Annotated in this window: 3 protein-coding genes; all 3 read left to right on the top strand. The window is 44.1% G+C overall.

What is annotated here, in order from left to right; genetic code table 11:
* Positions 1 to 1,327 precede the first annotated feature (1,327 nt).
* A complete protein-coding gene (locus tag F6J99_RS24305; RefSeq protein WP_293116101.1) occupies positions 1,328 to 8,926 on the top strand; it encodes a SpvB/TcaC N-terminal domain-containing protein in 7,599 nt (2,532 codons plus the stop codon).
* Between the two features lie 38 nt (positions 8,927 to 8,964).
* A complete protein-coding gene (locus tag F6J99_RS24300; protein ID WP_293116099.1) occupies positions 8,965 to 18,711 on the top strand; it encodes a neuraminidase-like domain-containing protein in 9,747 nt (3,248 codons plus the stop codon).
* A 64-nt stretch (positions 18,712 to 18,775) separates the two neighbouring features.
* Positions 18,776 to 19,206 (top strand): hypothetical protein (locus tag F6J99_RS24295; protein ID WP_293116097.1); only part of this gene is annotated, 431 nt, incomplete at its 3' end.

The following is a 19,206-nucleotide window of genomic DNA, read 5'->3' as shown; positions in this document are numbered from 1 at the left end:
TTGTCAGGATAATTACCCTTAATAAAAACCTGCCCCATCTCCCCATCTCCCCATCTCCCCATCTTCCCATCTCCCCATCTCCCCATCTCCCCATCTCCCCGCGCCCCCGCCCCTTAATTATGGGTATTCAACCAGACTTGATATTACACCCAAGCGATCACCGAAGCGATTGACCTTTGGTCACGCTACGCGATCACATTCTCGGCCACTTCCAGTAAGGGAAAAAAGACACTTTAGAACTTACGAAGTTTAGTTGGTTTGCCCCTCCTAACCCCAGCTTCCTTTCACAGGATTGACCTGACAATTTATTCCAAAGAATGAAACAGCCCTGGCTCCCAGGAGGGGAAAAGAGGCAAGAGGTAATCAAGTATATAGGGGTTTTTGTTAAGGTCAACAACGATCATCTTTGTTTACCATTCATTTGTCAACGCTAGAGATTAACTAACAGACAAGTCTTTAATTTTGTCAAGTACCTTGATCTGGGTTGACCCTGGTTAAAATTCAGTGAACTGTGTAAGGTTTTGTTAAGAAGCTGATCTTTGTCGAAAAATAGTTGCTAACCTAAGGAAGGTTGGATCTAAAAAAGCCTGTTTTCAAAGGAGCGCAGGTAAAGTTCAGAGCCAGAACTATAGCCAACCAACCGGAAGATTCCCCAACAAAGGCACTGACATCAGCAATAGCTAGTGCCAATTGCTTTTGAGACTTATACCCAGAGCCAAGATCGTCCGACGCCTTCGCCGAGTTGCGATCTCGGAAGTAATCAAGTCAATTTTATAACTGCTTTCAACAAGCTGTGCCTTGAGAAGGACAACGGTTCCCAGGCCACCATTCTGGTAGACAGCATGGGGGAGCGTGCTGGGAGCAATTGTTGAGAGCAATTGTTGAGAGCAATTGTTGACAGTGCATGAGCAAAGATTAGTAATAGATTACTAATGCTTTATGGGGCTAAGCTGTCGCGCATTTAAACCACCTTGTCTTGATGCAGTGGCTCATGGGGGAAACCCCCAAGACCGCGCTGCATCGCTTTATTAAATCAGGAAAAAAACTGAAACTCTTTTCCCTGTCTTGATGCGGCGCGGTCATGGGGGAAACCCCCAAGACCGCGCCGGATCGCTTCTGCCTTGCTGTTAGGCATTTTTAATCCATAACAGCTTAGGATCAATCTTATGATCTATTGGCTGAGCTAAAAGTTTTAAAACAGGTTTTAAGGGCTTGTGCTGTCAGTTTTAATACTGTCTTTTTGAGGGAAACTCAGGAGCTAGGGCAGATAACCTGAGTTCCCTCTAGGCAAATAGTTTCCAAGCATGACTTCGGTGATCAAGGTGTTATGAAAAATAGCAATATAACCACAACCCAACTGTCTTTACCTAAAGGCGGTGGAGCTATTCAGGGAATTGGAGAAACGTTTCAGGCTAACGAGTTTACTGGAACTGCTGCCTTATCTATTCCGATTCCGACAACTCCTTGCCGGGGTTTTGAACCGCAGTTGAGTATTGAGTATAGTTCGGGTTCGGGAAACGGGACGTTTGGTTTGGGGTTTAGTGTAGCTATTCCTAATATTTCCCGCAAAACTTCCAAAGGGATTCCTAAATACGATGAGACGGATATATTCCTGATCTCCAATGCTGAAGATTTAGAGCCTTTCCCTGGAAAACCGCCCACGATAACTATTGAATCTATCAACTATAAAGTTATTGCTTATCGTCCGCGAGTAGAAGGATTGTTTGCCAAAATTGAACGGTGGATTAACCAGGAGACGGGGGATTTCTATTGGCGGACGGTTAGTAAAGATAATGTAACCAGTATTTTTGGCAAAACAGACCAGGCGAGAATCTTTGATCCAGATCATCCTAGCCGCGTTTTTCAATGGCTCTTGGAAGAAACGTTTGATGCCAAGGGAAATTATATTGTTTATCAATACAAGCCAGAAAATACTGATAATGTTCCTAATGCTATTTATGAGGCAAACCGCAGGCAAACGGCTAATAAATATATAGAAAAAATCAAATATGGGAGCGATTCTCCCCTAGTTGAGGGTCAAGATGTCGAACCAGTAAACTGGCATTTTGAAGTTGTTTTTGACTACGGCGAGTACGATATTAGCCCAACTAATTCAATGCCGTATACCCCAGTTCATCAGTGGCAAAATCGCCAAGATCCATTTTCGACTTATCATGCTGGTTTTGAAATCCGCACTCACCGACTGTGCCGCCACATCTTGATGCTTCATCGTTTTGAGGAATTGGGCAGTGAACCGATTCTCGTTCATGCTACTCGCTTTCACTATCAAGAATCCCCTATGGTGACTCTGCTGAAGGCAGTTGAGTCGATCGGTTATCGCCATGAGAACGGCAAATATCAAACGAAGGGGTTGCCGCCTTTAGGGTTCAAATACACTGATTTTCAACCGACTGCACAGACTTTTGAGCCTCTGGTAGAAGAAAATGGTGACTCTTTACCTGGATTGAACCTGCTGCCAAATTACGAGCTGATCGATTTATATGGAGAAGGGATTCCAGGCATTCTCTACAGCGACGGCACAACGACCCTCTATTGGGAAGCGGAAGGGGACGGAAATAACCAGGGAGCAACGAAGACAGTGCGCTATGCTCCCCCAAAAAGCCCCAGCCAGTTCCCCATTGAAAGTCAGCAGCAGGACATTGACCAGCGATTGATGGATCTGACCGGGAATGGACAACTGGAACTAGTGGTCAACACCCCAACTTACGCGGGGTATTACGAAGCTAAGCCGGATAACAGTTGGCAGAATTTCCAGACTTTTCCTTCCTTTCCCAATGACTTTTCCAACCCGGATAATTATTTAGTAGACGTAACGGGAGATAGCTTGGCAGACCTTGTGCTGGTAGAAAGCGATCGCGTTTGGGTCTATCCTTCCCAGGGTAAAGATGGCTTTGGGACCCCCCTGATCCGCCAACGGGAAAACGGACTGCCTTTGCCCAAACGCAGGGCAGCTAATCAATTGGTACAGTTTGCTGATATCTTTGGCACGGGGATGCAGCACCTCGTCCGCATCACTAATGGGCAAGTCGAGTGTTGGCCTAGCCTGGGCTATGGGCGGTTTGGCAAACCGGTACAGTTGGAGAATGCCCCTAGATTTGCTGAAGATTTGGATGCTTCGAGGCTGTTTTTAGAGGATTTGGATGGGTCTGGGACAGCAGACTTGATCTATGTCTATCCTGATCGGGTGGAGGTTTTTCTTAATCAAAGCGGCAATTCTTTCAGCGAAGCCGTGACTATACCCCTGCCTAGGAAATGGGATCGATTAAATCAAATCAGTTTTGCTGATGTTCGCGGCAATGGCACCACCTGTTTAGTCTTTAGTGAAAATCATCCCCAACCGCACCACTGGTGTTATGACTTTAGCGGTAACCAGAAGCCCTACTTGTTAAACGAGATGGACAATAATCTGGGGGCAAAATCGACAATTACCTATAGTAGTTCTACCAAGTTTTACCTGGCAGATAAGAGGAATGGGATTCCCTGGATTGTCAATCTGCCCTTTCCGGTGCTGGTGGTGGAGAAGACGGAAAGTTTCGACCTGATTTCTGAGACAAAACTAGTTAGTACCTACAGCTACCATCACGGCTACTATGATGAGGTTGAGCGGGAGTTTCGCGGCTTTGGCATGGTGGAACGACGGGATGCGGAAACCTTATCGGTCAATGCCAAACCAACGGACGTGCCACCGATACTGACTAAGACTTGGTATCACACTGGGGCATGGCTACAAGAAAGTCCACTCTCACGACAATACGAACGAGAATATTTTCAAGGGGATGGGGACGCTTATCTGTTGCCTGACAGTAGATTTGACTACAGAGATTACCAGAGGCAACACCCAGATTATCAGCCCGATGGGGCAGCATGGCGAGAAGTACACCGAGCCTTAAAAGGGACAGTGTTACGGGAGGAAGTGTACGGTCTAGATGGTTCTGACCTAGAACAAAATCCCTATACCGTTACTGAGACGAATTACAACATCAGGTTGCTGCAACCGCAAGGGGAAAATAAATACGGGGTGTATTTTGTCCATGCTCTAGAAACCCTGACCTATCATTATGAGCGCAATCCCCAAGACCCGCGCATCCACCATGAGTTTGTGCTGGAGATTACGGACTTCGGTAATGTCAAGCAAGCTTGTACCGTTACTTACGGCAGGCGCACTCCTCAAGACCCAAATGTCAAGATATATTCTGAACAGGCTGCACTGAAGGCAACGGTGCAGTTAGGGGAATTTATTGAGGAAACCACTGATTTTAGGCTGCTGGACATTCCCTACGAACAGAAAACTCTGGAAATTCAGGGTTTGGATTTGCAGGGACAACAGTATTTTACCTTGGCAGGGATTCAACCGCAGGTTGATCAAGCCCTGAATAATCAGATTGCCTATGGGGTGGAATTCAGTCCTAACATTCTACAAACTCGCCTGTTCTCTTGGGAGCAGTCCTATTTCTGGAACCAGACCCAGGATACCGTGCTACCTCTGGGACAAATTACAGCCCAGGCTTTGGCGCACCACCACCAACAGGCTGTTTTTTCCGACCAATGGCGGCAAGCAGTCTATAGCGACAAGCTAGACCAAACCATTATCAGCCATCAGGGGGGATATTTCCTAGAGAACCGCTACTGGTGGAATAAAGGTCTGGTGCAGCATTACCTAAAAGGTGAAGGGTTTTACCTGCCCCATCAGACAGCTAATGATTTTGCTCAAGCAGCCAACCAAACCGATGGGCTACAGGCTAAAACAACTGTAACTTACGATTCCTACTACCTGGTGCCAGTGAATACAGAGGCGTATATCACTGATACCGAAAAGAATGTTACTACCGCAGCGATCGATTACCAGACCCTTAGCCCTTGGCAACTGACAGATATCAATCAAGTGATTCATCAGGTGCGGTTCGATCCCTTAAGGAAGGTTATTGCCACGTCTATCTTCAAAACAGCATCTGCTGGGATTGCTAGAACTGGAGATGGGGACTTGCTCAACTATCAGGTGCGCACTGATGCCAGTTTTGAGGGGGTTCTTGCTAATCCAGCTGACTATCTGCAAGATGCCACGACTTTCTTTTACTACAACCTCTCTGCTTGGCAGAATAACCAACAACCCGCCAGTTATATCGGTTTGACGCGGCAAACCCATGTCAGCGATCTGCAACCGGGAGAGCAAAGTGTGATTCAGGTTGCGGTTGGTTATTCCGATGGCTTTGACAGGGCGATCGAAGCAAAGCAGTTGGTTGAGCCAGGAAAAGCCATCCAGCGGGACGATCAGGGTAATTTACGGCGAGATGGGAATGGTCAACCCGTAGAGGGAGAAACTGATAATCGTTGGCTCGTTTCTGGGCGGACAGTTTACAACAATAAGGGGAAGGTGGCCGAAAAGTATCTACCTTATTTTTCTAACACGGCACTATATGAAAGCCAGGAGGAAATTGTCACTGAAAAGCTGGTGCCGCCACCTACTGTTATGCTGTATGACCCCTTGTTACGGGAAATCAGGATCGATACGCCCAAGGGCTTTTTCTCAAAGGTGGAATTCACGCCTTGGGAAACCAAGCACTACGATGAGAATGACACAGTAAAAGACTCCACTTACTACCAAGATTTTATCGCTCAGTATCCAGCTACTCCCACAGAAGCACAAAAGAATGAAAAGAATGCTCTGGATAAGGCTGCTGCCTTTTACAATACCCCGTCGATCCTGGTGTTGGATAGCTTAGGTCATCCGTTTCTGGAGATTCAAAATAATCTAGGTGCAGTGTCAGAGGATACGTTTAAAGCAATTGTCGCTAACAGTTCTATTACGTCAACAGAGGTGTGGAATGTCTTAATTAACAAGGGGTATGTTGCTACCGATGCTAATGGGATCGGGTGGTTAACTAACAAGTTTAAACCTTATACCAAGGGATTTAAAGTCACATTTATAGACGATTTGGGCGATACATACAAACAAATTGCTGAGGATATTCTCAATTTATTGAAGCAAAATTGTTTAACGTCCTATCACAAGCACGATATTCAGGGACGGGAAATAGAATCCATCGATCCGCGACTTTATTATTCCAACGTTGCCAACGAAACGGCTTATTATAATTTCAAATATCAATATACAATGGAGGTAAAACAACAAAATTCTTCGGGTGCAGATACAGATGGTGAAAAGGCTAAACAACATTCAAGCCCTGCTGCTACAGATAGCACATCGGATGCAGATACAGATGGTGAAAAGGCTAAACAACATTCAAGCCCTGCTGCTACAGATAGTACAGATGCAGGACTTAACTTGAGTTTGAACAATATTTTTGGCAATTTATTATGGAATCTGAGTCCTCGCAACTACGAGCAGGTGATTGATTATGACCGCTTACAAAGAAAGTTAAAAATTAGGGTCAAAGGAATCAAGCATGATGGTACTGTTGCGACGGATAATCTAGTAGAAACCTTCACCTACGGAGAAACACAACCCCAAGCAGAAAACCACAACTTGCGGGGAAAACTTTACCAACTTCAGGATCAATCTGGGGTAATTGTCAATAGCAATTACAGCTTTCAGGGACATCTTCTGGAAACAACCCGGACATTCACTCAGGACTATAAGGATTATATCAATTGGGATGAACAGGTTAATCTGGAAAAAGATCAGCAAGGACAAGACATAAGTTATCAAACTCAGTTCTCTTTTAATGCGATACAACAGTTGGTCTCAGAAACCACCCCTGATGGTTCGGTCACCACAAATACTTACAATCAGGAAGGGTTGCTCGATCAAGTCGCCGTTAAGTTCAAAGATGGCACATCGCAGCCCGTTATCAACCACATTGAATATGATGCGAACCGACAAAGGACCGAGATGGCTTATGAAAGTGGGGTGAAGACAACTTATACCTATGAAAATACCACCCTGCATTTAATCAAACTTTATAGCACTAGACCGGGCAAAGATAAGACAGGAAAAGATCGCCAGACTGTCATTCAAGATATTACCTATACCTACGATCCAGTGGGGAATATCACTCGTACCACCGATAAAACCTATGAAACGGTTTTCTACAACAATCAAAAGGTCGAACCCCTTTCTGATTATACTTACGATGCCCTATACCGTCTGATTCAGGCAAATGGCAGGCAGCATCCAGGTATTAATGCCAGGACTCATAAAAATAATGACAAGGATGGGGACTTTAAGCAGAGTAAGTTTATCCCTCTTAGTGATAGTAATGCGTTGGAGACCTACCGAGAAAGTTATACCTATGATGATGCCGGAAATTTGATTAAAACTACCCATACAGCAGCTAAACCCTGGACACGCACTCAGGAAATTATGCCGAATTCCAATCGCTTAAAAACGGTTAGCAGTAAAAACGGGTTTAGTGAGTCACTGGATATTACTTATGACCGTTCTGGCAACCAGCAACAGCTCAATGGTAATAGTACGGTTAACTTGACGTTTAATTGCTGTGAAAATTTAGTTAAAGCGGTCATTATCGAACGTCCAAATCAGAGCGATGATAGCGATTATTACACCTACGACAGTGATGACATAAGAACACGCAAGATGTCGGAGCGTTTGGTAAATGGTAGTGCAGTAATTCAGAAGGAATCAAAACTATATTTGGGTAATTATGAAGTCAAACGCTTGCAGAATCAAACCCAAACTGGTGAAACAACTATCCTAAAACGGCAAACTCTGAGGGTGATGGACGATAAAACCTGTGTGGCAATTATCCATTACTGGGAACAGGATGATTTGCAACGGGAAGTTGACAAAGCAGGAACTAGTAGAAGCTTTCGCTATCAATTGGATAATCACCTCGGTTCGGTTTCTCTGGAAGTGGATGGGGATGCCCAGATTATCAGTTATGAGGAGTATTTTCCTTATGGGGGAACGGCATTTATTGCTGGTAAGAGTCAGAAGGAGGTGAAGCTGAAGGAATATCGCTATAGCGGTAAGGAAAGGGATGATAGCACTGGGCTTTACTATTACGGGGCGAGGTATTATGTGCCTTGGTTGGGAAGGTGGTTGAAGCCAGATCCGGCGGGTACGGTGGATGGGCTGAATTTGTATGAGTTTGTGGGGGGAAATCCGCTAAGTCTTGTAGATAAGACTGGAGAAAGTGCTACTCCTCCTGAGAAAGAGCATCCATCCTCTTCCTCTAATCACCCAAACCTCTCTTCCCCTAGCCAAGCAAAACCCTTTTCCTCACATTCAACATCCAAACCACCTCACCTCGCCGGAACCGTCTGGCGGGATCAATGGGCAGGAAAGCTTGTAGGAGCACTCCCTCCAGGTGATCGAACGGCGCAACAGTATGATGTTGAGAAGATCCGTAAAAATTTAAAAAATTTCAGTTATAATTCTGCCCTTCTTAATGCCAGCTCAGAAGTACTAGAGCATGCTGTTGATCCCAAACACCAGCCTTTTATTAAGGTTGCCCACTGGCAATATTCTTTTCCAAAAACAGCTCAGCTGCGTGTTCATGGTTGGAAGTTACCCGAACGCTCGGCAAGGTGGGGCGGTATTGCCGGCATTGGTGCGTCTGTGATGGACATGCACAAGCGTGGAGTCAATGATCGAAATGTGGCTAATCTTTTTGGCAATGCGTTGTTTGTGGCGGAAGCCCATGCACTGCGCGCTGGCGACCATAAACTGGCTGGCGTAAGGGGAGGCTTTGCCGATGCGTTCAAGGCCTATAGCGCTTTCCGAGATGAGGAGTACAAAAAAGCAGGGGTCTATAGCCTGCTCTCTGCTGGTAATTTCGCGTCTGCTGGAATATCCCGCCTTTTACCCAAACGGTATTCCGTAGGACTCTTAGGAGCTGGGGTAGCAGTTGAAGCAGTTGGGGATCGCGTTGTCTCTTGGTTTAAGACACGAAACCCAACACATCCACTTCCCAGACATAACTGAATAAAAACAACTAAATTAACAAAAACCAGGAAACTAAAATGACAACTCTCAAAATCTCAGATCCCAATCTCGATAGCTTCTACGCTCAAAATCCCAATTTTGATATTCTAACTATTGACTTTCATAACACAACAGAACTATCTCAATTAAAAATTCAATTAACAACTGCTGGAATTGCCCAGCCAGACCTAGACAAAACAGTTAACAAGCTGAAAGCCTATCAACGCTTGCTGCGACTCGATCCAGATGTCAACACGGCTGAGATTCTCCTCAACGATGGTCTAGACTCAGCGCAAAAAATTACAGCCCTAAGCCAGACCCAGTTTATCAAAGACTATGGGTCAAAGCTGGGCACTGACGGGGATGCTAAGGCCAAACAAATCTATTTAGCGGCGGCTCATGTCAAATCTAAAACCATGCACCTCTACGCTAATGTGGCAAGTGTGGCCGGTTCGCGCCATTTCAGAGCCATGAACGTAAATCATGTATCAGAGAGTATTCCCACCTATTTTGAATCCCTTTCCAGCTATCAGCAGATTTTCGGCAGCCTGAACTATTGCCAATGTGAGGAATGTAAATCAATCTTTGGTCCTGCTGCCTATTTAGTCGATCTCCTTAGAATTATTGATAAAGCGATTACAGTACCTAATAAGGATAACATCCCCCACGACCTTAAACTGTTCGATCGCCGTCCCGACCTAGCCCAAATCCCACTAACCTGTGCTAAAACGAACGATCTAGTCCCATACTTACAGATTGTCAATGAGATCCTAGAACAAACCGTAGCCAAGCTCCTCAATAAGGATGGCAAGCTCCTCAATAATAATGTGTGGCTCACCTTAGCAAAAAATACCTACTATCCCTTTAACCTGCCCTTTAACCTGCCACTCCAGCAAATCCAAACCTATTTGGGGACGCAACAGATATCCCTGTCTGAGATCTACCAGGCTCTCGATCCTTCGGGTTCCTTCAGTCTTGAGACGAGTCGGGAATACCTCCATCTATCCTTCGAGCAACTGAATAACCTGAAGCCGACAACAGACAAGAATCAATTGTCCGCAGAGGTCTCTAAAAACTATGGACTTGTTGATCTTACCCAGAGTGATCTTAAAGGATTGAACAAGCTGGAAACCTTTATGACGCAGACTGGTCTTTCTCGCCAAGAGGTGGAAAACCTATTCTCTCAAAACCTCAGTGCTCAAGAAATCTTTGATGTATCAGGGGACTATACGCCCAATGCTTTTGGAACAAAACTTACCCTCAAGCAAGTTGGCGATCGCGTCACAGGAACCTACGATTATAAAAACGGCGAGCTGCAAGGAACCATCAGCCGAGACGAGCAAACTGGGCAGTGGATCGTTCGGGGGCATTGGATGGAAGGGACAAAACAACCTCCCAATGATGCCGGTAGCTTTGAGTTTAGCTTTGCCTTAGATGGTTCAGGATTTACAGGTAAGTGGAGTCACGGGTACGGAAGAGCGTGGGAAGATCAGGCTTGGAATGGAACCAGAAATGCTTCCACACCTGCTACAGGAGGCATCATCCCCCACGGCTTTTTTATCAATAACGTGCTGGAGGATAAGCAATACCTTAGCATCTCGATCAATACCAGCGATCCTGATAATGAATACGAGCAAATTGAAAATCTATCGATCGAAACTCTTGATAGGATCAACCGCTTTATCCGTTTGGCAAAAGCATTAGGTTGGTCTTATAGCGACCTCAATTGGGTTCTAACCTCTCTTGGTGCAACTGAAATAGAGGAGAAGAACATCATAGAACTGGCTAAAATCAAAAAGCTGATAGATAAGTACGATTTACCCCTAGAGTTGTTGACTAGCCTTTGGTTTGACATCAAGACCATTGGAGTGGGGGATGGTGAACAGTCTGAGGCACCGTTTGATAAGATATTCAACAATCAGGCTTTGCTCAAAGCTACCGACGGTCAAGGGTATCATCCCAAGATATCGGACTCAAGTACCAGCTATGTCAACCCACTTTACCAAGATGATTTATTAAAGTGGGTTGTCAGTGTCGATCAATTTAAGAAGCTTGCCGAGGCAGATCCACCCTTGGAAACAGAATTGCAAAGGGCAAATGCGATCGCAGCGAGCATACCCGCCGCTGACAATGACATTACAGCAGTGGCGATCGCGGCTTTTGGCACTATAGCCACGATCGAACTCAGCGTACCCAACCTCTCGGTTCTTTACCGACATACCATGCTACCCAAACAGTTAGGTATGGGAGTACCTGATTATCTAGTGCTACTTCACCTGCTGGAACTGACCGAGAAAGTCACTATTGCTGGGGAAGAGGTCACAAGGATTAAACAGATATTAGACCGGGATGATGTACTCGCGATCGCGGAATCTGTTAGCTGGATCAGGGATTCAGGACTAACTGTCTATGATATCAACTACATTTGCAACCAAACTCCTAGCGTGTATGTGAACACGGGGTACGATCCCAAAAATACCCCCGCTTTCTTAAGCGCCTTAGAGCCGATCATAAAGACAGCGTTGTTGTCTAAGGATGCCTTTAAGTATCAGGATATTACCCAAGAAGCCTCTGAAGCCTATTACGCAGTCTTGTTCACCCAAGGCTTTATCGATAAGATTGGACTTGTCCTCAAAGCGCTAAAAGATGTTAACGAACTACCAAAATTTACGATCAGACGGCCAACGAAGGAAAACAAACAATATATCCTCTCCAAATTGATTAAACAGCGGCAAGTACAAAAGGATGCCTTCAAGAACCAGGACATTACCCAAGAAGACTCTGAAGCCTATTATGCATTTCTGCTCAGCCAAGGTTTTATTGATAAGACTGGACGTGTCCTCAAAGCGCTAAAAGATGTCAACGAACTACCAAAATTTACGATCAGACCGCCAACGGAGGAAAACAAACAATATATCCTCTCCAAATTGATCAAACAGAGACAAGAACAGAGCGAGAGATTTACCGAACAGCTCAGTGCATTCTTTGGCATTAAAGCCGATATCATGATTGTCCTCATCAACGGGACTCAGCTGTGGCTCAACGAGTCCAACATCTGGAACGATTTTATACGTGCTGCGATCGCCAAAGATACAACCATCCCCGCTCGAGTGACTCAGTTTTTAGGAGCTATCTCCCAGTATCTCATGCTCCAAAAAGGCTTCAACCTATCGATCCCAGAGATTGCCAACATCTTCCAACACTCCCAAGCCTATGGTATCACGCCACCCAATCCCGCTGCTACCCCATCCCAATCGGTGCAGCTTACCCTCACCAATGTCAGAAATATCTATGAATTGACAAAACTGGTCGCAGCATTTGGCGATCGCAAAAACGGACTGGTAAATTACTTCGTCGAGGTTTGGGCAGACAACCCACGAACGATGGATCGATTAATGGCCAAACTCTCAACTGTAACCGGTTGGAATAAAGAGCAGTGCCGTTATATGTGCCACAAGCTCTTTGGTCAAGGAAATGCCTGCAAGACTGTTGCCGGACTTTACCAACTCAAGCAGGTTTTCGACATCAGCGAGGCTTTAGGGGTGGATGTTTACTTCCTAGAGCAGCTTAGTAAACTGCAAGCAGCCACAGCCGACACTTGGGACAAGTATACTAACCTAGCCAGTAAACTCTTACAGTCCGTCAAAGCCCAGACCACTGATGAGGCGTGGCCGACTACCTACAAACAGTTGAACGACCCCCTCGAAGAGCAAAAACGGAATGCCTTGCTTAACATCGCTATCTGGCAGCTGGGGAAACAATACACAGATATTATAGATCCACGCAGGCTTTACGAATATTTACTAATTGATGTCGAGATGAGCGGCTGTGCTGAAATATCCTATGTTAAGGAAGCGTTGAATGCAGCCCAGCTTTACTTACAACGCTGCCGACTCAACCTAGAGCGTAATGTCACCATCAGTACGGATGATATTCCTACCATTTGGTGGGAATGGCTGATGAACTACCGCATCTGGGAAGCCAATCGGCAAATCTTCCTCTATCCAGAGAATTATATTGACCCAACCCTGCGCAAATCCAAGACATCCCTGTTCCAAGAACTAGAAAATACGTTGTTGCAGGGAGAGGTGACCAAAGAAAAGGTAGAAGAAGCCTATACAACATACCTGGACAAATTTAGTCAACTGGCTAAGCTCAAATATATTGATGCCTACCATGCTACTGTCCACAACAAGGAAAAAGGCGCGATCGACACCTTGTTTCTTTTTGCCCGCACCCAGGAAGAGCCTTACAACTTCTACTATATTGCCCGAGAAAAAGCTGCTAACTGTGACAACCAAGATGCTTATACCTGGACGGAATGGAAGCAGATTGATATTACGATTCATGCCAAGACTATCACTCCTGTCTATGCGTTCCATAAGCTCTTCGTGTTCTGGGTTGAAATCAAAAAAGTCAGGGACAAAGATCCCAATTCATCGGGGAGTGATGCAGAAAAGGTGATCGGACTCTACAAAGACATCTACAAAGCAACAATCAAGTACTCCTTTCACAATTTCAATGGTAAGTGGGTGCAGCCTCAAACTCTGTTAAGTGATCGGGTTATTAGCATTAAATCTTCTGAAGATATTTATGGTCCCTTCCAGCCAAGCCTTTTCGATCAGGACTCATTGTACTGGCATAAAGTAACAGGAATTACTGTCAAAAAAGACAATTTAAAAAATGAATTAAATACTGAACATTATGGAGAAAAAATATTTATTTATTATGGTCCAATGATCGAGAAAAAACAAAGTATTAGCAGCCAGGACTTTCAACCCATTAATAAAAATATAGATTTTCAACAAACAATTATCGAAGCTATAGCCCAAAATAAATTAATGGTTTTAGCAAAACAGCAAGGATATTTTTTGCTTAGTCCTGCCATTACGGTTGATGCGGAATTGGAACATTCTTTTTTGCTTAAGGATAATGAACATATAATTTTTGAACCTAACCCTTTAAGAATTAGTACACAGGATCCAACTTTTAGAATTGGAATTGATCGAACGGTTAATTCTATTGCGATCGAGGCATCAAATGAATCGCTAATCGATAGCTATATTGAGGAAATGGTTGGACAAAATAAGATTACTGTAAGAAGTTCACTAAACGCCAATCAAAATTCGTTTGTCTATCCAGAATATATTGATGCTCAAAAATCAACAGATTTTTTTAATAAAGCTAAAAATTTAGGTTGGGTTAATTCAGACAACACAGTTAACGTAGTCGTAACAACCTTAGACACCTCAGACTTTATTCGAGAACTTGGACTTGATGAATATGACGATTTTAAGGGGCGCATAATCAGGGATAAACTCTTTGAGTTGTACTATGGTACTCCCGTTTTGTTTGCTAATTGCCCTAAGAACAACGTGAAAATTTTGCCTATCAAAAATCAACCAGGTTGGTTTTTATTGAATATTGCCAACGAATCTTTTTTGATAATTAGCAATGGCTTTCAGCAAGTTAAGCCTTTTGGATATGTTACCCCCCAATCATTTGTGTCTTCTACCTCTTCTGATGGCATTGACACTCAGACATCGGCAGAATTTTTCAAATATTTGCAAACCGAGACATTAATTAATGATAAGGGGATAGTTGATATATCGGCACTTGAAGACTATAGCGTCGAAGATATGGCACGGGTATTGGAGCCTGGCGGTAACGATCCACAACGCTTAAATAAAGCTGAGTACGTCAGGAATATTCTTCTTTCCTCTGCTATTACACCTAACTCTTTCATATCTTCTGATGGTATTGACACTCAGACATCGGCAGAATTTTTCCAATATTTGCAAACCGAGACATTAATTAATCAAGAGGGGATAGTTGATATATCGGCAGTTGAAGACTATAGCGTCGAAGATATCGCACGGGTATTGGAGCCCAGCGGTAACGATCCACAACGCTTAAATAAAGCCGAGTACGTCAGGAATATTCTTCTTTCCTCTGCTATTACACCTAACTCTTTCATATCTTCTGATGGCATTGACACTCAGACATCGGCAGAATTTTTCCAATATTTGCAAACCGAGACATTAATTAATGATAAGGGGATAGTTGATATATCGGCAGTTGAAGACTATAGCGTCGAAGATATCGCACGGGTATTGGATCCTGGCGGTAACGATCTACAACGCTTAGATAAAGCCAAATACGTCAGAAATATTCTTATTTCCTCTGTTGCTTATCTTGTTACATCTAACTCCTTCGTGTCTTCTGATATTGACGAGACGCAATCGGCAAACTTTTTCAAATATTTGCAAACCGAGACATTAATTGATCAAGATGGGATAGTTGATATATCGGCACTTGAAGACTATAGCATCGAAGATATTGTGCGTTTATTTCAGCTCGACAATAATGATCCAAAATCCTTAGATAAAGCTCAGTATGTCTGGAATATTCTCATGTCTTCTGGTCAAAGTAGCGCCTTGCGCTACTCTAGTAGCAACTTCGGAATTGACAATAATATTTATACCTTAAACTTCGATGTAGAAAGGCTTACAACCTCTGCTATTCAAGAACTGAGTCGCAAGTTATTTACTGAAGGAATAGGCGAGCTGCTATCCCTTGGTTCGCAACAACCTCCTAACACAATTGAATTGATTTTTGAGCGATTAAAACCTGGTTATCAGGTAACGCCACCAGCCACACCTTCTGGGGAACAAGTTACCTTTGAAGGACCCTATGGCAACTATTACTGGGAACTCTTTTTTCACGGACCCCTTCTTGTAGCCAGTATGTTGAACAATAATCAACAGTTCAGAGAGGCAGAGCAATGGCTCCAGTATATTTTTAACCCTACCGTTCCTCCACCCCAAACAATTACAAAGGATTCATTTCAAACTGACCACATTAGTTCATCAGAATCAGAACAAGTTTACAATTTATTGAAAGTTTCGACAGTTCCCTTGATAAATGACAAAGGTGAAGTTTTAGACTCAGTACTGAGCTTGTCAACCCAATCCTTAAACAAAATTATTTCACTGAATGTCCTTCAGGCTGAGGAGGTGAAAAATATACTGGTCAACCATTATTTGACCACTGCCACCGCACGTTACTGGCAGTTCTTGCCCTTCCGCAACCATACGTTAGAGTCCCTCAAAGCACAACTACAGAATTGTGCAGAGATTGCAGCTTATAATAACGACCCATTCGATCCCCACGCTATTGCCAGACTCCGTATCGGAGCCTATGAGAAAGCAGTAGTGATGAAATATATCGACAATTTGCTTGACTGGGGAGACTCCGAATTTAGGAAATATACTTGGGAGTCCATCAACGCTGCCACCATGCTCTATGTCTATGCCTATGATCTACTTGGTCCGAGACCCCAAGAATTGGGAGTCTGCAAGACTGAGTTCCCGAAAACTTTTCAAGATATTCAAGCCAAATACGCTAGCGTCAGTGGAGGAATTCCCCAATTTCTCATCGAGTTGGAACATACCTTAGGTTCCAGCCAAAGCAGTACAGCTCCTCAGAATTTAGCTGGGAAGGCGTTCAATGACATGGAAGCTTACTTTTGCGTACCGGAAAACAAGCAATTTACCACTTATTGGGACAGAGTAGAGGATCGACTCTACAAAATTCGGCATTGCCTCAACATCATGGGACAGAAGCAACCCTTGCCCTTATTCCAGCCCCCCATAAATCCCATGGCATTGGTCAGGGCGGCAGCAGCTGGGAACAATGTCTTGGATATAGCGACCCAGTTGCAGCCCCGTATTCCCAACTATCGCTTCAACTATATGCTCGATCGCGCTAAGAACATTACTAATACACTGATTCAGTTAGGGAATTCTTTGCTATCCACTTTAGAAAAAAATGATGCCGAGGCACTGGCTCTGTTGCGCTCCACCCATGAGGGTGCAATTCTCAAGATGACCACTACGATCAAGCAAAAACAAATTGAGGATCTGCAAGATCAATTGGCAGCACTGGAGCAAAATAAGCAAAGCGCTCAGTATCGGCATGACTATTATCAGGGATTAATCAACAATGGACTCAATAGTGCCGAGCAAGCCAACTTAGCTCAGATGGCAGATGCATTGCATTGGCAGGAAGTAGCCAATGGTATCCGGGGTATTACGATCGGCGGTTATCTGGCACCTAATATTTTTGGTTTTTCAGATGGGGGTATGAAATTCGGAGATGCCATTAATGCTGGTGCCCAGATCAGTGATAGTATTGCCTCAATGCTCAATCAAAGTGCCTCATTAGCAGCAACTGTAGGTCAACATCAGCGTCGTCAAGAAGAGTGGGAGTTTCAAAAACAGCTAGCTCAATACGAGCTTGAGCAAATCGACCAACAAATTTCATCTACCAATGTCCGCATTGCTATCAGTCAACAGGAACTGTCGATTCACAATCAGCAGATCGAACAATGGCACCAAGAAGAAGACTTCCTCAAGCGCAAATTTACTAATCAAGAATTGTACCAGTGGGCGATCGCTCGGATTTCTACAATCTATTTCCAGACCTATAAACTGGCTTTGGATCTGGCATTGGCTGCTCAATCTGCTTATCAGTTTGAGTTAGACAGGGATGATGCTTATATCACCTTTGGCTATTGGGACAGTTTGTACAAGGGATTGCTAGCAGGCGAAGGATTGATGCTCTCCCTTAGTCAATTGGAAAACGCCTATATCGAGAACAATACACGTCGCCTGGAAATTGAAAAAACGATTTCTTTGCGTCAGACCTTTCCTCAAGAATTTGTCGGCTTTAAGTGGGGAGAGGGCGGTGCGAAAAAAGGCGAACTCCAGTTTACGCTGAGCCAGAAGCTTTTTGATTTTGATTTCCCCAGTCACTACTGCCGTAAGATCAAGTCAATTTCTATTTCCATTCCTGCTGTCATTGGTCCCTATCAAAATCTCAATGCAACCCTTATCCAGACCAGTAATACAGTAATTCTTAAGCCCAGCCAAGCTGCGGTGGACTACCTAAACGACAAATCTAACTCATCGCTGCCAGCGAGTACATTGAGGGAAAATTGGGTTCCCAATCAGCAGATTGCTCTGTCCAAAGGGGTGGATGATTCAGGAATGTTTGTCCTAGATTTCAGGGACGAACGCTACTTGCCCTTTGAAGGAACTGGTGCAGTTTCTTCTTGGACTCTAAGCCTGCCACCTGAAACAAACCAGATCAATTTTGACAGTCTCTCGGACATTATCGTCAAGGTGCAATATACAGCCAAAGACGGTGGCAGTGCCTTTGGCGAGCAGGTCAAGAATCTTTATCGAAAGAAGAAGGACAAATGGCAGAATCTAAACGCGAAAAGCTTCGAGCTAAAACAGGCTTTTCCTGGCTCATGGCATCAGATGTTTGCTACCCCAGCAACAAAGGACCACCAGCAAAAGATGACTTTCCCGATTACGGACAATATTATTTTGCCCAATCTCAATAATGTCCAACTTAATGCTGTTTTGTTACAACTCAATGTGTTGAAGGATGGCAAAGAGGTAAGCGTGAGCGGTAAGTCCTTTGTTGGCTTGCAAATTGTGCAAGTGGACGGAAAAACTGTTCAAGATCCTTCAGCTCCCGTCTGGCTAACAATCTCGAATAAGAATAATTTCGGGGAACTTAGTTCCGACAGTCTGAAAGACTTGACGACCCAGTTCAATAATATGGGGCAGAACAAAGTCCGGTCTATGCAATGGTCCTTGGTCTTTGACCTGGACAAGACTCCTGCGGACTTGAAAATAGATAACAAGCTAGATCCGATGAAACTGTTGGATATTGCACTGGTGATAATTTACCAGGCAAATCCCTTTAGCTAAGGGCGATAGCTTGTTTATACGGGACTCTTGATTAAAGATTCACTTACAAAAAGGAGAAATAACAATGGTATTCAATCCAACTACATGCGAGAAAAAGATAAAGGCTCAAGGAAATCATCCGTGCCCTGGTGATAATGGTACAGGGATGTCATATCATTGCAACAAGCAGCAGACTGGAACAGCTATATGGGATTTGTGCAACGTTGGTGATGTTAGGGAGAAAATGTATCATACTTACCGTCTTACTGAGGTCTACAACTTCAACAAATGTAGGGATGAGGAGTATGATTTTGAAAAATGTGAAGAACGAGTTTTTACAAATCAGAAAGAGGCTAAGAAATGGATCAAGAATAACGGTGGTAAAGATAAGTGGGACACAAGAGACTGCTATTGCTGTTGTGGCTGTTATGCTTATGGCACCCCCATTGCCACCCCCGATGGGGAAAAAGCGATTGAAGAGTTCCAAATCGGAGATCTTGTTTCTGTTGCTAACCA

It is taken from the genome of Moorena sp. SIO4G3 (assembly GCF_010692305.1).
In the GTDB taxonomy this organism is placed as follows: domain Bacteria; phylum Cyanobacteriota; class Cyanobacteriia; order Cyanobacteriales; family Coleofasciculaceae; genus Moorena; species Moorena producens_A.
This window is presented reverse-complemented; position numbering and strand designations above follow the sequence as displayed.